Origin of the sequence: Acinetobacter sp. S4397-1 (genome assembly GCF_024129285.1) — a bacterium.
In the GTDB taxonomy this organism is placed as follows: Bacteria; Pseudomonadota; Gammaproteobacteria; order Pseudomonadales; family Moraxellaceae; genus Acinetobacter; species Acinetobacter lwoffii_C.
The window spans coordinates 137,400-153,429 of sequence record NZ_JAMXXZ010000004.1; the positions used below are offsets into that span (position 1 = coordinate 137,400).

Consider the following 16,030-nt stretch of genomic DNA (forward strand, 5'->3'; position numbering starts at 1 on the left):
CCATTTTTGGAGATAAAAATGTCTCAACAATTTGATCTTGTTGTTATTGGCGGCGGCCCTGGTGGTTATGAAGCTGCAATCCGTGCAGCGCAACTTGGCTATAAAGTTGCCTGTATCGAAAAACGTATTCATAAAGGCAAGCCATCTCTAGGTGGTACCTGCTTAAACGTGGGTTGTATCCCATCTAAAGCGTTACTTGATTCTTCTCACCGTTATGAAGATACAGTGCATCACTTAGATGATCACGGTATTACGACTGGTGAAGTGAAATTTGACCTTGCAAAACTTCTTGCTCGTAAAGACAAAATTGTTAACCAATTAACCATGGGTATCGACGGTCTTTTGAAAGGCAACGGTATCGAATGGTTAAAAGGTACGGGTAAATTGCTGGCAGGCAAAAAAGTTGAATTTGTGTCGCACGAAGGTGAAACTCAAATTTTAGAACCGAAGTATGTCATTTTGGCAACCGGTTCTGTGCCGGTCAATATTCCGGTAGCGCCTGTTGATCAAGACCTTATTGTTGACTCGACTGGTGCACTTGAGTTCCAGGAAGTACCTCAGCGTTTGGGCGTGATTGGTGCAGGTGTTATCGGTCTGGAGCTTGGCTCTGTCTGGCGTCGTCTGGGTGCTGAAGTTGTTGTATTTGAAGCAATGGATGCCTTTTTACCAATGGCGGATAAAGCCTTGGCAAAAGACTATCAAAAACTGTTAACTAAACAGGGTCTGGATATCCGTGTTGGCGCGAAAGTGTCTGGCACCGAAGTGAATGGCCGTGAAGTTACAGTTAAATACACACAAGGTGGCGAAGAAAAAACTCAAACTTTCGATAAGTTGATCGTGTGTGTAGGGCGTCGTGCTTATGCTGAAGGCCTGTTGGCTGATGACTGTGGGATCAAACTGACTGAACGTGGTTTGGTTGAAGTAAACGATTGGTGTGCAACTTCTATTGAAGGCGTATACGCAATTGGTGACTTGGTACGTGGTCCAATGCTTGCACATAAAGCCATGGAAGAAGGTGTTATGGCAGTTGAACGTATCCACGGTCATGCTGCACAAGTCAACTACGACACTATCATTTCAGTTATCTATACACACCCTGAAGCGGCGTGGGTAGGTTTAACCGAAGAGCAAGCGAAAGAACAAGGCCACGAAGTGAAGACAGGCCAATTTGGCTTCGCTGCGAATGGTCGTGCCATGGCGGCAGGTGAAAATGCTGGTTTCGTCAAATTTGTTGCGGATGCCAAAACCGACCGTTTACTGGGTATGCATGTGATTGGGCCGGCTGCGTCTGATATTGTTCACCAAGGTATGATCGCACTTGAGTTTGTATCGAGTGTTGAAGATCTGCAATTGATGACTTTTGGTCACCCAACCTTCTCTGAAGTTGTACATGAAGCAGCTTTAGCAGTGGATGGACGAGCGATTCACGCGATTCAGCGTAAACGTAAGTAATACCAAAAAGAGCGGCTTAAGCCGCTCTTTTTGCATTTGGTGGTTGTTTTTATATGAATAATCATCTAAGAATAAAGATAAGAAACAACATTGAGTTCTAAAACACCAATCTTGATTGTGAATCAAGAAATATGGGTCGATGTATAACAAGTCAAATAAGTAGTAAAAGGTTAATCAATGAATTTACATGAATATCAAGCCAAAGCGTTATTAAAAAAATATGGTATGCCAGTACAGGAAGGCATACTTGCCACTAATGCTGATGAAACCGTACAGGCATTTGAGCAATTAGGTGGAAAGTTTGCAGTCCTCAAGGCCCAGGTTCATGCGGGTGGTCGTGGTAAGGCAGGTGGTGTTAAAGTGGTAAAGTCGGCAGAAGAAGCAGCCGAATATGCTAATCAGATTATTGGCTCAAGTCTGGTGACTTATCAGACGGATGCTAATGGACAGCCGGTAAACAGTATTCTGGTATCAGAAGATGTATATCCCGTTGAGCGTGAGTTGTACTTAGGGGCTGTGGTGGACCGTTCAAGCCGCCGAGTCACTTTTATGGTATCCACCGAAGGTGGTGTTGATATTGAAAAAGTCGCAGAAGAAACCCCGGAAAAAATTATTAAAGTTGAGGTAGATCCGCTGGTTGGTCTATTGCCATTTCAGGCACGTCAAGCCGCTTTTGCACTAAAACTTAAAGATGGGCAAATCAATCAGTTTGTCAAAATTATGAGTGCAGCTTATGACGCATTCATAGAAAATGATTTTGCCCTGTTTGAAATTAACCCGCTATCTGTGCGTGAAAATGGCGATATTCTTTGTGTGGATGCTAAGATTGGTATTGATTCAAATGCTTTATACCGTCTGCCTGAGATTGCAGCACTACGTGATACCTCACAGGAAAATGAGCGTGAATTAAAAGCTTCTGAATTTGATTTGAACTATGTGGCACTAGAGGGCAATATTGGTTGTATGGTCAATGGGGCCGGTCTTGCGATGGCAACCATGGATATTATCAAGCTCTATGGTGGACAGCCGGCTAATTTCCTTGATGTCGGTGGCGGCGCAACCAAAGATCGCGTGATTGAAGCCTTTAAGATTATTTTGGCAGATAGCTCTGTACAAGGAGTATTGATCAATATTTTTGGTGGAATTGTACGTTGTGACATGATTGCTGAAGCAATTATTGCAGCAGTTCAGGAAGTGAGTGTGACAGTGCCTGTGGTTGTTCGCCTGCAAGGGAACAATGCAGAATTAGGAGCACAATTACTGGATAAATCTGGTTTGAAATTAATTTCTGCAACAGGCCTTGCTGATGCTGCAGAAAAAATCGTTGCTGCTGTGAAAGCTTAAGGGGTATCTAACATGAGCGTATTAGTTAATAAAGACACGAAAGTATTGGTACAGGGCTTCACTGGCAAAAACGGCACATTCCATTCAGAACAAGCGATTGCTTATGGTACCCAAGTGGTGGGCGGGGTAACCCCAGGCAAGGGTGGTCAGACCCATCTGGATCTACCAGTATTTAATACCATGCGTGAGGCGGTTCGTGAAACCAATGCGGATGCTTCTGTCATTTATGTTCCTGCGCCTTTCGTACTGGATTCAATTGTAGAGGCGGTGGATTCTGGTATTGGTTTGATTGTGGTGATCACTGAAGGCGTACCAACACTCGATATGTTAAAGGCTAAGCGTTATCTTGAAACCAATGGCAATGGTACACGCCTGATTGGTCCAAACTGTCCAGGGATTATTACACCTGAAGAATGCAAGATCGGAATTATGCCAGGCCATATTCACCAGAAAGGTAAAATCGGAATTATCTCGCGTTCAGGTACCTTGACCTATGAGGCCGTTGCGCAAACCACGAAGCTAGGCTTGGGGCAGTCAACCTGTATCGGTATTGGAGGTGATCCAATTCCGGGCATGAACCAGATTGATTGCTTAAAACTGTTCCAGGAAGATCCTGAAACTGAAGCCATTATTATGATTGGTGAAATTGGCGGGACTGCTGAGGAAGAAGCAGCAGAATATATCCAGTCGAATGTCACTAAGCCGGTAGTCGGTTATATCGCGGGTGTAACAGCACCAAAAGGCAAGCGTATGGGGCATGCCGGTGCGATCATTTCAGGCGGAAAGGGCACTGCAGAAGAAAAATTTGCAGCTTTTGAACGTGCAGGAATGGCGTATACACGTAGTCCGGCTGAGCTCGGTTCTACTATGTTGGAAGTATTGAAAGAGAAAGGTTTAGCTTAAGTTAAAACTTCTTTAAAAAAATCCCCTAACTGGGGATTTTTTTATCTTCATATAGAAGTATTGTGGTTCTAGGTGAAAAAAATCTTAAATCCGAACCATAATCACTGTAAATATTGTATATTTTGTTTACTTTATGAAATATAGTGTGACATAGTTAACATAATTTTGTTGTGTATTGATACTTACTAAAATAGTGTGAAAGGATATGAATTATAAAAAGTCAATCTGGGTGACTTGTATTATAGCAAGTACTTCTTCGATTACATGTGTAAAGGCAGCAGATAGTATTGATCAACTGAGGGAAGCAAGTGTCATTTTGATTCGGGGAGGTCAGGTTGAAAAGGGACTAAGTCAATTAAGTGCTTTATTGGTTGAACAGCCAAAAAATCAAAACCTTCTCGCAGACTATATAGTAAGTGCACATGCACATCAAAAATTAACATTGGCTGATCTGCATCATTTATCGAACATCCATGTTCAAAGTTTTCCTGAATATGCATGGCTGAGTGTTATTAAAGGGCAACGCGATTTAAAACAATTCCAGTCGGCTGAAAAGTGGGCAGACACCTTTTATCAAAGAAGCCAACAGCAACAATGGTTAGTATGGCAGGGTGTGTTAAATGCAGAATCGGGTCAAACTGTTCAGGCAAAGCAACTGCTGGCGCAAGTCAAACAGGATCAACTGAGTCCTGACTATTTAGCGCAAATGTCATATGCATACCGGCTGCTCGACATGCCGATCGAGGCACTTGCAACGGCGAAGGCTGCGCTAAACAAGCAGGTCGATGGCGATATACAAGAGCAATATATTTTGGCCTTGATGGCGAATAGCGATTATGCAGAAGCTGAACAATATATTCAAAATCATCACTTAAGTGCATTACGTCCAAACCTGCAGCATAGTTTGAAGCTTCATGAGTTTTCTCAGCGCATTCAAAATGCAATTCAGTCGCAGCGTATGCTGACTTATCGTGATCAGGGCATGTTGGCTTACAGCAAGTTAGATCACGTCATTGCAGACATGCAGCATTATGAAGCTGCGCTTCCGGAAGATCAGGCGATTAGGCGCAAGTTTTATTATGACTATAGCTATGCCTTAAATGCTCGACAGGCATCAAAACAAGTTTTGGCTGAATTGCAAAAAGTGAATCTGCCGATTTTGGATATGCCAGCCTATGTGCGCCATGCTGCGGCAGACAGTTATTTGAAATTACGTCAGCCCAAACAGGCTGAAGTCTACTATGGCAGTCTGTTATCAGAAAAAAACTATCCTGATTATGATGTGTATGCGGGCTTGTATTACTCCCTTATTGAACAAGAAAAATTTAAACAAGCAGATCAGCTGATTGTTCAAATGGATCATTTATTGCCAACCTTTAATTATAGTGCGGCAAAAGGTGTAAATCGAACCACACATGATGATCGTTTAGAGTACCTGGGCTTAAAAGGGTTGAACTACGCTTATCGTAATGAACATGCCATGGCTGAACGATATTTTGAACAGTTGGTCGCGCAGGCGCCGAATAATGTGAGCTATCGAAATAACCTGGCGTTAATTCAGCGTTGGCGAGAAAAACCGGAGCTGTCCGAGAGTAATTTAGCTCAATTGCGAGGAGTAGAGCCGGTTGATCAGGCCACACGTATTAACCATATGCAAAATAGCCAGGCCTTAGGCAATATTCAGTGGTGGCGTGCGCAAAATGCAGATTTGATGCAACGCTCACCTTTGGATACTGGCGTACAGCTAAGTCAAAAGGAATTAAATGATCGTAACCGTCCCACTATTCAGCACCAAAGTACCCTTTCAAAAAGTAAATCGGACAGCCGGGATTTACTGGTGCAGTTAAAGGGTGCTCGTGAGCGTGACCATCAGACACGTCTCAACAGCCCGTGGTTGTATGATAACTATCGAACCTACGCCACCCATGACTATCGCTGGTCTGATTTTGATGATGGTGAAGTGGATGATAGCCGTATTGGACTTGGGGTGGAATGGGCTTCAAATCGAAAACACGCCAGCATTGCCCTATCACAGACCACAGATGGCGACCGGTTCGGAGCTGAGCTTGAGTGGTCGCAGTGGCTTAATGATCACTGGAATTATCATATGGCGTATAACAGTCAGGCAGATATTCCTTTGCAAGCCGTCCGACGTGGTTTTGATGGTCAATCTTATAACGTTGGTTTTAACTGGCAACAAAACGAATCTCGCAAGGCTGGAGCAACCTATCAGCTAACGGATATTGATGATGGCAACACACGGCAAGAAGCGGCTGCATACTTTATGCAGCAAGTTTATCAGGCACCCCATCATATTACCCAGGCAAGTCTGCGTGGTTATTATGGGAAAAATGATGATATTGCCGCAGACTATTTTAATCCTGAATCCAATTACAGCTTAGAGCTGGGTTTAGCCCATGACTGGATGACATGGCGGAATTATGATCGTCACTTTAGTCAGCACTTTGAAGCAAGTGCAGGAACCTATAAACAGAAAGATTATTCGGCAGACGCAATTTATAACGTCTATTACCAACATGAATGGCAACTGTCGAGAACATGGAAGCTTCATTACGGCATTGGTTGGGGAGTACATCCATATGATGGTGACTCAGAGGAAAGAACTTATGGTGTGATTGGCTTTGAGGGGCGTTTCTAATGAAAACATTAACCAATATTTTGATAGCCTTGAGTTTAACCAGTACAGTTGTAGTACCAATAAATGCTCATGCAGAATTACAAAAGCCAAAACAAATCAAGTTGCAAGATAATCAGTTTGTGACCCTAACTTTCCATGATGTTCGGGATGATGTAGCAAAGCGCGGTGACCGTGATGTTTATGCCATTAGTACGAAAAATTTAGCGCAATATTTTGAATGGATCAAACGTGAAGGTTGGCAACCGATTTGTTTAGAAGATATTTGGTTGGCGCGGCAAGGCAAAAAAACCTTACCCAATAAAGCGCTACTTTTAACTTTTGATGATGGTGCATTAAGTAGCTATACCCGTGTTTTTCCACTTTTAAAACAATATAAAATGCCAGCGGTATTTGCGATACCGACCAGCTGGATTAATGGAAATACCAAGGATGCCTATGAAGCCTATGGGGCAGGCAACTTAATGACCTGGTCACAGATGCGCGAAATGGTTGCATCGGGCTATGCTGAATTCGTATCGCACTCAGATAATATGCATCACGGTATTTTGGCCAATCCCCAGAAAAATATGCAACCTGCGGCAATTACGCGTGAATATTTGGAAAAGCAAAAGCGTTATGAAACAGATAATGAATATCGCAGTCGTGTTATTGTAGACTTAAAGAAATCAAAACAGGTGTTAGATCGCGAATTAGGTATAAATACCCGCGCGATTTTTTGGCCTTATGGCGCCGTGACGGCAGAAAGTGAAGAGCTGGCAGCTAAAGCTGGTTTCCCAATGTCATTTAGCTTGGGAAGTGTCGCGCCACTCGCTGACTCGGTGAAAACCTACCAACGTGCTTTGATCATGGATAATCCGATGCCTGAAATGATTAATCAGGAAATGTTGGAGTTTTTGAATTATGTGCGTGCACCCTATAAGCAGCGCAAGAGCTTTCTGCGTTTTGACTTGGCTGAAATGCACTCTGGCAATAATGAACAGTTCAATCAGAAACTCGGACAGTTACTGGATAGCATTGATGCTCTAAAAACCAATACGCTTATTCTTAAAGCGGTATCTGATCGCAATGGTGATGGAAAAATCGATGTTGCCTATTTTCCAAACCGCCAATTACACATGCAGCAAGATATGCTTAACCGTGTAGTGTGGCAGTCGCGGACACGGATTGGGAATCGTGTCTATGCCGAATTTCCAGTGAGCTTGGAAACTGAACAGAACTTAGACCTGGCTGCGATGACGGCTGACTTGGTGAAGAACAATACCTCGATAGAAGGCTTAATGCTGGATACCGGTTCTATGCTGGCCTGTGCGCTGCGTCAGAAAAATTGGGAGGCAGAATGCGAGGCGCAGGTGGAACAGGTGTTTCAAATCAAAGAACGCACCAAAGCTCAAGCAAAATACTATGCCAATATTAGTAATAACTATCAGACTGCCTTGAAATTTAAGTTAGATCAAACGCAGCTTGAAGGTTTAAAAGCTCTCCTTGACTACAGCTTGGATTATGCCGATTTTATTTATATTGAATTAGATCCTATTCAGCAACCTGAAGTGTTTAACGCGCTCTTAAAGCAGGTTAAGACTTTTAATGATAAAGAACAGCAGCATTTAATTGCCAGTTTTAACATCCCCGATCAACTGACAAAACAACAAGTGAAACAACTCAAAAAATCTTATCAGCAACTTAGAAGTTTAGCGATCCAAAAAGTCGGTGTGAATAATTACAGTTTTAATCATACCCGGGTAATTCATCAAAACCTTTATCCTGAGCTGAGTTTAAATGACAGCCCATTGAATTACCGTGATCCATTTACTCAAAAAGTTTTGGAGAAAAAGTAATGCAATGGTTATCGAATTTGAGTTTTAATGACTATTATTTTGGTTTTGCATTTTTATATCCACTTTTTATGGCTTGGCTATGGATTGCAGGCGGACTATGGTTTTTTCTAAAACGTGAATATAAACAACAGGAGATTCCTGAACCGAGTGAACATGCCTGTAGTATTTTAATCCCTTGTTTTAATGAAGAAGAACAAGTCCGTGAAACCATTAAATATGCAATGCAAACCCAATATCCCAACTTTGAAGTGATTGCTATCAATGATGGGAGCAGTGATAAAACGGCTGAAATTCTAGATGAATTGCAGCAGACCTATCCACGGTTACGCGTTGTCCATCTGGCTGAGAATCAAGGCAAGGCTTATGCATTAAAGGCCGGTGCCATGGTGAGTCAATATGAATATTTGGTGTGTATCGATGGAGATGCGTTGCTGCATCCACATGCAGTGCTATGGATGATGCATCATTTAACCCATTATCCGCGTGTAGGTGCGGTGACGGGAAATCCAAGAATTATTAATCGTTCAAGTATTTTGGGTAAAATCCAGGTGGGTGAATTCTCATCTATTATTGGTCTCATTAAGCGTGCACAACGTACATATGGTCGTATTTTTACTGTATCCGGAGTGTTGGTTGCATTTCGTAAAACGGCTTTAGACCGTATTGGATATTGGCGTGATGACATGATTACGGAAGATATCGATGTGTCCTGGCGTTTGCAGTTTGATCATTGGGATCTGCAGTATGTGCCGAATGCACTCGGCTATATTTATATGCCTGAAACCTTTAAAGGCTTATGGAAACAACGCCTGCGCTGGGCTCAAGGTGGGATTGAAGTGCTATTGGCGTATACTCCAAAAATGTTTAACTGGCGTTTGCGCCGTATGTGGCCGGTTGTGATCGAGTCCATGATCAGTATCGTTTGGGCCTATGTCATGTTTGGTATTATATTGCTCTACCTGTATGGTCTGTTTTTTCCTTTGCCGGGTGAGTGGGCCATCCAGTCACTGGTTCCACAATGGTATGGAGTAATTCTAGGGGTCACCTGTCTTATTCAGTTTTTTGTCAGTCTGATGATTGATAACCGCTATGACCGTGGCCGTATTTTAAGAAACTATTTTTGGGTCATCTGGTATCCTTTATTTTTCTGGGTTTTGACTATGATGACCACAGTGGTTGCGGTGCCTAAAACATTATTAAAAACTCAAAAACGTGCGCGATGGGTGAGTCCGGATCGTGGCTTTAGAAGGGAGGCCGAAGATGCAAAAAAAGGAAGTATTTAAAGTCGTTACCGACAAAGCATTACTCGATATTCCTGCTTATATTGATCAACCTGAATATGTTCGTAATAAGGCGGTAGGTTATAGCTTATTGGCATTCGGCTGGGTGGTATGGATGTGGTTGTTTATGCCGTTGCTGACCTTGTTCTTTTGGTGGGTGGAAGGCGGTTTGGTCTATGACCAGCTGGTTGTGGCCGAAATGCCCAAAGAATCCTTAAATTTATTTCAGTTGATGGGGCTTATCGCGACGTTCATTTCATGTCTGTTTCTTTGGGCAGGTTATAACTGGTATCGTTTTCATAATAAGGAAAAGCGATTATCTCCGAAGAACGTCACAACCTCGGATCTGGCTCAAAGTTTTAGTGTAAATACTTATGATATCAGGCTTTTACAGCAAGCAAAAAATATTACCTTACACTACAGTGAAGAAGGTGAACTTAGGGCTTATGATCTGAGTGATCAGCTGGAAATACCGACTGCAAAGTGGACGCATGTGGATGTTGCTGCACAAAATCGTCAGGATAATAGCCAAAGTGTTTAACACCATGTTGTTTTAGTAACTCCATGGTTTTAGCGAGTTCTTGAGTGGAGATTTTTTGATTATTTCTCCAGTTGACTGCTTGAAGCTCGAAAATCGTACGATCCAAAGTTGGGTCGTATTTTTTTGCCTGAGCAATAAGGTCTAAATAAAATTGCTGGTGATTCGTGCTTTCTTCCATATAGGGCATGGCCATAATTGCATTATAGTCATAATGCACCAGTGTACTGGCTTGAGATTGACTAAACCATTGTTCACTTTTCGGATTGAGTACAACGGGGGCATACATATTGCGTGCGGTCAGCAGGTGAGGTTGTTGTTTTTTTAAAATCTGGCTAATGCCTGCTGCAAACTGGTCAAGATAAGCGGTCTTGTATTGTGCAAATTTAAACTGTTCAGGATGTTGTGGTTGACCTAAAATAGATAAATCTTTAAATCCCCAAGAGCTATAGGTTTTTTTAGCGATTTGAGAGTTATCTTCATAATCACTGAGGGTAATATCGTCATGATATAAAATGCCGTCGACTGGATTATTCTGAATAAAATCAATAAAAATCTCTGCTACTAAGTTCATATTTTTTGGGTCAAAAGGGCTGATACGAATATAGCCTGAGCCAGCTCCCTGGCTATGAGTCACATACTGAAGAGACTCAGTTTCCGGAAACTCCCAAGCAATCAGCGGAAGCCATGCATAGATCTGTTTAATCTGAGTGTACTGTCTAATTTCGCTAAGAACTGTAGGGAATAAATTATTTCGTGTTGGAATATGCCTGTTTTTAAAATAAACCTGATCTGCCGACCCATTGGCATCCGGATCGGCAAATGCTTGTAAAAATATTGTATTAGGTTGAATTTGCTGGATACGTACAATCAAAGCTTTAATATTGCGTTGTTGCTGTTCTTTATCAGTATCGAAAACATAGTCGAGATCAATATGCATAATACGCATTTGATCAATTTTCATCATTTTAGAAGGTGGAAGGTTTTCTGCTTGGTGTTTCGCAACAAGCGCATTAATTGGATGGTTTTTAATGAAGACCGGCGGCTTGGAGTGAGATAAGGGGTTGCATGCAAATAAAGGCAGAGTTGTTATACACATCAGTAAGGTATTCAATTTTTTTTTATCTAAAAAATAAGACATGAGGCTTACTATAAAAAACAAAATCAGGATAAATACTGTAATAGAAAAAACCTGGCTCCGGGAGAATTTATGTAGTGTTCTGTATTCTTTACTGTTAGAGATGCAGAGAAAAATAAAAATAGCTTGCATAAAGCAAGGGATTAAATAAAAACCGCAAATGAGGGTGCAGAAGGAAACGAGCTACTGCCTTTCGGAACGAGCATATTTTTGCTGCCATCTGGTAATGAATCATCCATTTAGAAGACTGGATTTCCTGCCTCACGCCTTGTCTTAACTAAAAATCTTGCGAAATATATCTTTCTAGTTGCAAACATAGACGAATTGCCAACAGACCCTAATACTCTATGGCCTGGAAGCCATTTTTAGTTTTTTGGGTTAGCACAACTATCTGACCTTGCTGAAGAATATGATTCTGTTCCGGTTCAACCAGTACATAATGCGTATGACCATATGGATCACGCACCTTGGCCTGTGCAGGAGAATTTAGCTTGGCTTCACCTAAAATAATAATGGCTTTGCATCCAAGCAGCTCGTCACTATAGAGGGCTGTGGTTTCCTCCTGAGGAATAACTTTAGTGGCCAGCATTGCCCACCAGCGTACAACAGGCATGCACAGCAACAGACAGGCAGGGGTGATAATCCAAACGTTGAACAACTGATTGCTAAAATATTCAAAAATGCCTTGAATCAAGAAGCCGCTCAAACCAAAACAGGTCAGAAAAATAATCAGCCAGATAAAAAAAGGCAACTGGCGAATATAAAGCCAGTCCAATACTTTAAACAATATTCCCGGATTCTGTTCAACTGCAATATCGGCCTGTACGGCGTCATGAGGCCAGAACTGCTCCAGAATATTCTGCGAGCCACCTCCTAGAATCAATAGCACGCACTCCAAAGCTGCAAACATCAGCATCAGGCTTAAGCTGATACTGAATACGATATTTGAAGGATGAGTGAACAGTTCCCACATTGCTGTTGTCTCAAATATTTATGGTTATGGTCAAATATATAATGGATAAAAGATAACAGTTATCATTCAAATTGTATCCAATGGATTACATAAAATACTAGAATGAAAATTGAAAAAGTCTAGTATTTAATGTTATGCACTTAAGGAGAGTTAAGCATAGAAAAAGATCAAGCGCAAAGTTTTTAATCATAAATTCATTTTTATAATATTTATTAGATGAATGGACATATAAAAGTAAAAACAAGAAAATTCAAGCATGAGGGGGTGTATAAAAGAGAGAGTAGGGAAAGTGAGTATGATGATCCTACTCTGGAGGGGAGAAGCGTTTGTAGAAGCACTTAAAGTAGGGCTGTTTGGATGCGAACTTTCATGTCCAGCGCCTGCTGTAAAAGATAAGATTTCATCCATTTCACCTGCTCACCCATCGGGTTGGTTTTGACTGCGCTTTCCAAAAACTGAAGTTCAGGCTGATTAAATAACTGTTGCTGCAAAGCCTGTTCCAGTGTCTGGGTATTTGCAGAGAGTGGTAAAGCCACCAGATAAAAGGCTTTAGGGTAATTATAAAAAGCATAGAGCAGGTTAAAGGCCTTTTGATCACCTTTCAGATTACCGGCACCAATTTCATAAGCAGCATTCTGGTTACTGTAGGTAATACCGAGCAGATACTCCCAATGTCCGTCCTGTTGGCGCAAACCAAACTGGATACCGATCTGGTCTGCCGTCAGTTCATGCTGCAGATAAATATTTAAAGGGCTGCCATCTTCAGTCAATGGTTCCTGTAATACCAAAATAGAGGATTGATGCTGATAGAGATAGCCAGCAAGCCGTGCTTTTTCCAGAGAGGCTTTTAAGGTTGCAAGATCGAAAGCGTTATAGGGCATATAAAATAATAAAATTCAGCGGGTAAATTCCTGCAACTCTAGTTTTTTTTCTATCGCTTGTGAACCCCACTTTAGTTGATTTTTCTATTATATTTTTTTAAAAAAAACTATAAAAAATATACTAAGGAGGAGGCTGATGGAATGGTGCTAGTTTAGCTTGAAATTTGGATTCACTAAAATTGATAGTGGATATTAGTGAAGTTTTATATGAGCTTTTGAGATATGAATATCATAAAACAAGCAATCGTTATAAAAAGTTACTCTCTATAATAATTATAAATTTCTATAAAGTGTCATTAAGTACACGTGTAATCCGCAGGTTGTCCATGTCATTAAATGAGGAAAGACTTACTCATCTTAAACAGCTTGAAGCTGAGAGTATTCACATCATTCGCGAAGTTGCTGCCGAGTTTGAAAACCCGGTTATGCTTTACTCAATCGGTAAAGATTCAGCTGTTATGCTGCATTTAGCCCTAAAAGCGTTTTACCCTGCAAAACTTCCATTTCCTCTACTGCATGTAGATACGGGCTGGAAATTTAAAGACATGATCACCTTTCGTGACAACATGGCAAAAACCCATGGTTTTGATTTGATCGTTCATCAAAATAAAGAAGGTCGCGACGCAGGCATCAATCCATTCGATCACGGCAGTTCCAAATATACTGACATCATGAAAACTCAGGGTTTGAAACAGGCACTAGATCAGTATGGCTTTGATGCAGCCTTTGGGGGCGCGCGTCGTGATGAAGAAAAATCACGTGCAAAAGAACGGGTATATTCATTCCGTGACAGCAAACACCGTTGGGACCCGAAAAACCAGCGTCCAGAACTGTGGAATCTGTATAACGGTAAAGTCAACAAGGGCGAAAGTATTCGTGTATTCCCATTGTCGAACTGGACAGAGCTCGACATCTGGCAATATATCTATCTGGAGCAGATTCCAATTGTTCCATTGTACTATGCAGCGAAACGCCCGGTAGTTGAACGTGGCGGCACCTGGATCATGGTAGATGATGAACGCATGCCACTGAAACAAGGCGAAGTTCCAGAAATGAAATCGGTACGTTTCCGTACACTGGGCTGTTATCCATTAACCGGGGCAGTCGAGTCAGAAGCCGATAGCTTGCCTGAGATTATCCAGGAGATGTTGCTTGCAACCAGCTCTGAACGTCAGGGACGTATGATTGACCATGATGAAGCGGGCTCGATGGAAAAGAAAAAACAGGAAGGCTACTTCTAATTAATCTCCCACCTAACCCTCTTTTGGTGCAAGAGGGGGAATAACCATTCTTTTTATGAAAGAAAGATGGAGGTGCGTGAAAGATTAAAACTGATTTCTAAAGCATTTGTGGAGTTTGAGCCATGTCTCATCAATCAGAACTGATCAGCCAGGATATTCTGGCTTACTTAAAGCAACATGAAAATAAAGACCTGCTGCGTTTCCTGACTTGCGGTAATGTAGATGATGGCAAGTCGACCCTGATCGGTCGTCTGTTATATGATTCAAAGCTGATCTATGAAGACCATCTGCAAGCGGTAACCCGGGATTCAAAAAAAGTTGGTACGACTGGCGATGCACCTGATCTGGCTTTGCTGGTTGATGGCCTGCAAGCTGAGCGTGAGCAGGGCATTACCATTGATGTGGCCTACCGTTATTTCTCGACTGAAAAGCGTAAGTTCATCATCGCGGATACGCCGGGACATGAGCAATATACCCGTAACATGGCGACTGGTGCGTCGACTGCGGATCTGGCGATTATCCTGATTGATGCCCGTTATGGCGTACAGACCCAGACGCGCCGTCATACCTTTATTGCCAGCCTGCTTGGTATTAAGAACATTATTGTTGCCATTAACAAAATGGATCTGGTGGAGTTTTCTGAAGCACGTTTCAACGAGATTCAGGCCGAATACACCAGCTTTGTGAATCAGTTAGGGGATCGCAAACCGGCGAATATCGTATTTACCCCAATTTCGGCCTTGAATGGCGATAACGTGGTGAACAAGTCTGAACACACACCGTGGTATACCGGGCAGACCTTAATGGGGACGCTTGAGTCGGTGGAGGTTTCTCATCAGGCAGACAAACAGGAATTCCGTTTACCTGTACAGTATGTCAATCGTCCAAATCTGGATTTTCGCGGGTTCTGCGGTACAATCGCGCTCGGTGAAGTCGCAGTAGGGGATGAGATTGTTGCCTTGCCGTCGGGTAAAAAGTCGACGGTAAAAGAAATTGTGACTTTTGATGGTAACTTGCCACGTGCCTTTGCAGGTCAGGCCATTACTTTGACGCTGAATGACGAGATTGATATTTCTCGTGGCAACATGCTGGTCAAAGCAGGGGATACACCTTTGGCATCACGTTCAGTTCGTGCTTCTGTGGTATGGATGAATGATCAGCCTTTGGTAAAGGGCAAGCTTTATAATGTAAAGCTGGGTACACAAATCGTTCCTGCCAAAGTGGAACAGATTAATTACCGTGTGGACGTGAATACGCTGGAAAAAACTCAGGTAGAGCAGCTTAATCTGAATACGATTGCCGATGTCGTCATCGAGTTTGATGCGCCTGTGGTCTTTGACCGTTATCAGGACAGTCGTCATACCGGTTCGTTTATCTTTATTGACCGTTTAAGCAACGTAACTGTCGGTGCCGGCATGGTTGAGGAAGCGGTTGAATGGGTAGTTCATACCAATCCTGTTACTGCTGAAGATCGTGCTGCACGTCTAGGGCAGAAGCCTGCGATAGTATCTGTATCCGCCCAAGCTCTGGAAAGTGCCCAAGCCCTGGAAAGCCTGTTAATTCAACAAGGTGTGGTGGCTATTGCCAAATCAGGTTTAACCGCAGAGCAGGTTGCGCTGCTTCGTGAAACGGGTGTGGTGGTTATCACTGAAGTGAGCGAAGGCGCTGATGTGACTTATGTTCAAGAAGCGGTTGAAGAACTGGCTGAAAAAATTGTGGAATTGGTTCGTCTATAAGACAGGACTGTTTTGAGAAACAACCCGCTAATATATGGCGGGTTTTTTTA

Annotated in this window: 12 protein-coding genes; 9 read left to right on the forward strand and 3 right to left on the reverse strand. The window is 42.4% G+C overall.

All coding sequences use genetic code 11. The features are described 5' to 3' along the window. The first annotated feature begins 18 nt into the window (after positions 1–18). From lpdA to pgaD, 7 genes are all read left to right on the forward strand, one after another. The gene (gene lpdA / locus NI467_RS04230) at positions 19–1,452 is read left to right on the forward strand and encodes a dihydrolipoyl dehydrogenase (protein WP_151206427.1); all 1,434 of its coding nucleotides are present in this window, start codon (positions 19–21) and stop codon (positions 1,450–1,452) included. Positions 1,453–1,629: 177 nt separating this feature from the next. Beyond that, positions 1,630–2,796 carry an ADP-forming succinate--CoA ligase subunit beta gene (sucC, locus tag NI467_RS04235; RefSeq protein WP_151206426.1) on the forward strand — a complete coding sequence of 389 codons (1,167 nt, stop codon included), beginning with the start codon at positions 1,630–1,632 and terminating at the stop codon, positions 2,794–2,796. A 12-nt stretch (positions 2,797–2,808) separates the two neighbouring features. Next, positions 2,809–3,699 (forward strand): succinate--CoA ligase subunit alpha, encoded by an 891-nt coding sequence (gene sucD / locus NI467_RS04240; RefSeq protein ID WP_151202958.1) that lies wholly within the window; start codon positions 2,809–2,811, stop codon positions 3,697–3,699. A 205-nt stretch (positions 3,700–3,904) separates the two neighbouring features. Continuing rightward, positions 3,905–6,358, forward strand: a complete 2,454-nt coding sequence (pgaA, locus tag NI467_RS04245) for a poly-beta-1,6 N-acetyl-D-glucosamine export porin PgaA (protein ID WP_151206425.1) — start codon at positions 3,905–3,907, stop codon at positions 6,356–6,358. Next, positions 6,358–8,193: a poly-beta-1,6-N-acetyl-D-glucosamine N-deacetylase PgaB gene (gene pgaB, locus NI467_RS04250; protein WP_151206424.1), complete on the forward strand. Its 1,836-nt coding sequence runs from the start codon at positions 6,358–6,360 to the stop codon at positions 8,191–8,193. The genes pgaA and pgaB (NI467_RS04250) overlap by 1 nt, the downstream gene beginning before the upstream one ends. Next, positions 8,193–9,476, forward strand: coding sequence for a poly-beta-1,6-N-acetyl-D-glucosamine synthase (pgaC, locus tag NI467_RS04255; protein WP_253151117.1), 1,284 nt, complete (start codon positions 8,193–8,195; stop codon positions 9,474–9,476). The genes pgaB (NI467_RS04250) and pgaC overlap by 1 nt, the downstream gene beginning before the upstream one ends. After that, entirely contained in the window at positions 9,454–10,014 is a 561-nt protein-coding gene (gene pgaD, locus NI467_RS04260; protein WP_253151120.1) for a poly-beta-1,6-N-acetyl-D-glucosamine biosynthesis protein PgaD, read from the forward strand. The genes pgaC and pgaD overlap by 23 nt, the downstream gene beginning before the upstream one ends. On the opposite strand, the gene pgaB (NI467_RS04265) is transcribed toward pgaD, so the two are convergent. The 3 genes from pgaB (NI467_RS04265) to NI467_RS04275 form a co-directional block, all read right to left on the reverse strand. Beyond that, positions 9,911–11,281: a poly-beta-1,6-N-acetyl-D-glucosamine N-deacetylase PgaB gene (gene pgaB, locus NI467_RS04265; RefSeq protein WP_253151129.1), complete on the reverse strand. Its 1,371-nt coding sequence runs from the start codon at positions 11,279–11,281 to the stop codon at positions 9,911–9,913. The two genes, pgaD and pgaB (NI467_RS04265), sit on opposite strands and share 104 nt — an antisense overlap. 205 nt (positions 11,282–11,486) lie before the next feature. After that, positions 11,487–12,122, reverse strand: coding sequence for a YqiJ family protein (locus NI467_RS04270; RefSeq protein WP_253151130.1), 636 nt, complete (start codon positions 12,120–12,122; stop codon positions 11,487–11,489). A gap of 338 nt (positions 12,123–12,460) precedes the next feature. Beyond that, complete coding sequence (locus tag NI467_RS04275) at positions 12,461–13,003, reverse strand: hypothetical protein (protein WP_253151139.1); 543 nt, start codon at positions 13,001–13,003, stop codon at positions 12,461–12,463. 326 nt (positions 13,004–13,329) lie between these two features. Between NI467_RS04275 and cysD the strand changes: the two genes are divergently transcribed. Together cysD and cysN are read left to right on the forward strand one after the other, a co-directional pair. Continuing rightward, positions 13,330–14,244, forward strand: coding sequence for a sulfate adenylyltransferase subunit CysD (cysD, locus tag NI467_RS04280; RefSeq protein WP_151202942.1), 915 nt, complete (start codon positions 13,330–13,332; stop codon positions 14,242–14,244). 122 nt (positions 14,245–14,366) lie between these two features. After that, entirely contained in the window at positions 14,367–15,980 is a 1,614-nt protein-coding gene (gene cysN, locus NI467_RS04285) for a sulfate adenylyltransferase subunit CysN (protein WP_253151141.1), read from the forward strand. Positions 15,981–16,030: the final 50 nt, after the last annotated feature.

Bases quoted from the DNA above. Each gene is read 5' to 3' on its own strand.
- sucC (WP_151206426.1), top strand. From the start codon at position 1,630: ATGAATTTACATGAATATCAAGCCAAAGCGTTATTAAAAAAATATGGT.
- NI467_RS04270 (WP_253151130.1), bottom strand. From the start codon at position 12,122: ATGTGGGAACTGTTCACTCATCCTTCAAATATCGTATTCAGTATCAGC.
- pgaB (WP_253151129.1), bottom strand. From the start codon at position 11,281: ATGCAAGCTATTTTTATTTTTCTCTGCATCTCTAACAGTAAAGAATAC.
- lpdA (WP_151206427.1), top strand. From the start codon at position 19: ATGTCTCAACAATTTGATCTTGTTGTTATTGGCGGCGGCCCTGGTGGT.
- NI467_RS04275 (WP_253151139.1), bottom strand. From the start codon at position 13,003: ATGCCCTATAACGCTTTCGATCTTGCAACCTTAAAAGCCTCTCTGGAA.
- cysD (WP_151202942.1), top strand. From the start codon at position 13,330: ATGTCATTAAATGAGGAAAGACTTACTCATCTTAAACAGCTTGAAGCT.
- sucD (WP_151202958.1), top strand. From the start codon at position 2,809: ATGAGCGTATTAGTTAATAAAGACACGAAAGTATTGGTACAGGGCTTC.
- pgaC (WP_253151117.1), top strand. From the start codon at position 8,193: ATGCAATGGTTATCGAATTTGAGTTTTAATGACTATTATTTTGGTTTT.
- pgaA (WP_151206425.1), top strand. From the start codon at position 3,905: ATGAATTATAAAAAGTCAATCTGGGTGACTTGTATTATAGCAAGTACT.
- pgaB (WP_151206424.1), top strand. From the start codon at position 6,358: ATGAAAACATTAACCAATATTTTGATAGCCTTGAGTTTAACCAGTACA.
- pgaD (WP_253151120.1), top strand. From the start codon at position 9,454: ATGCAAAAAAAGGAAGTATTTAAAGTCGTTACCGACAAAGCATTACTC.
- cysN (WP_253151141.1), top strand. From the start codon at position 14,367: ATGTCTCATCAATCAGAACTGATCAGCCAGGATATTCTGGCTTACTTA.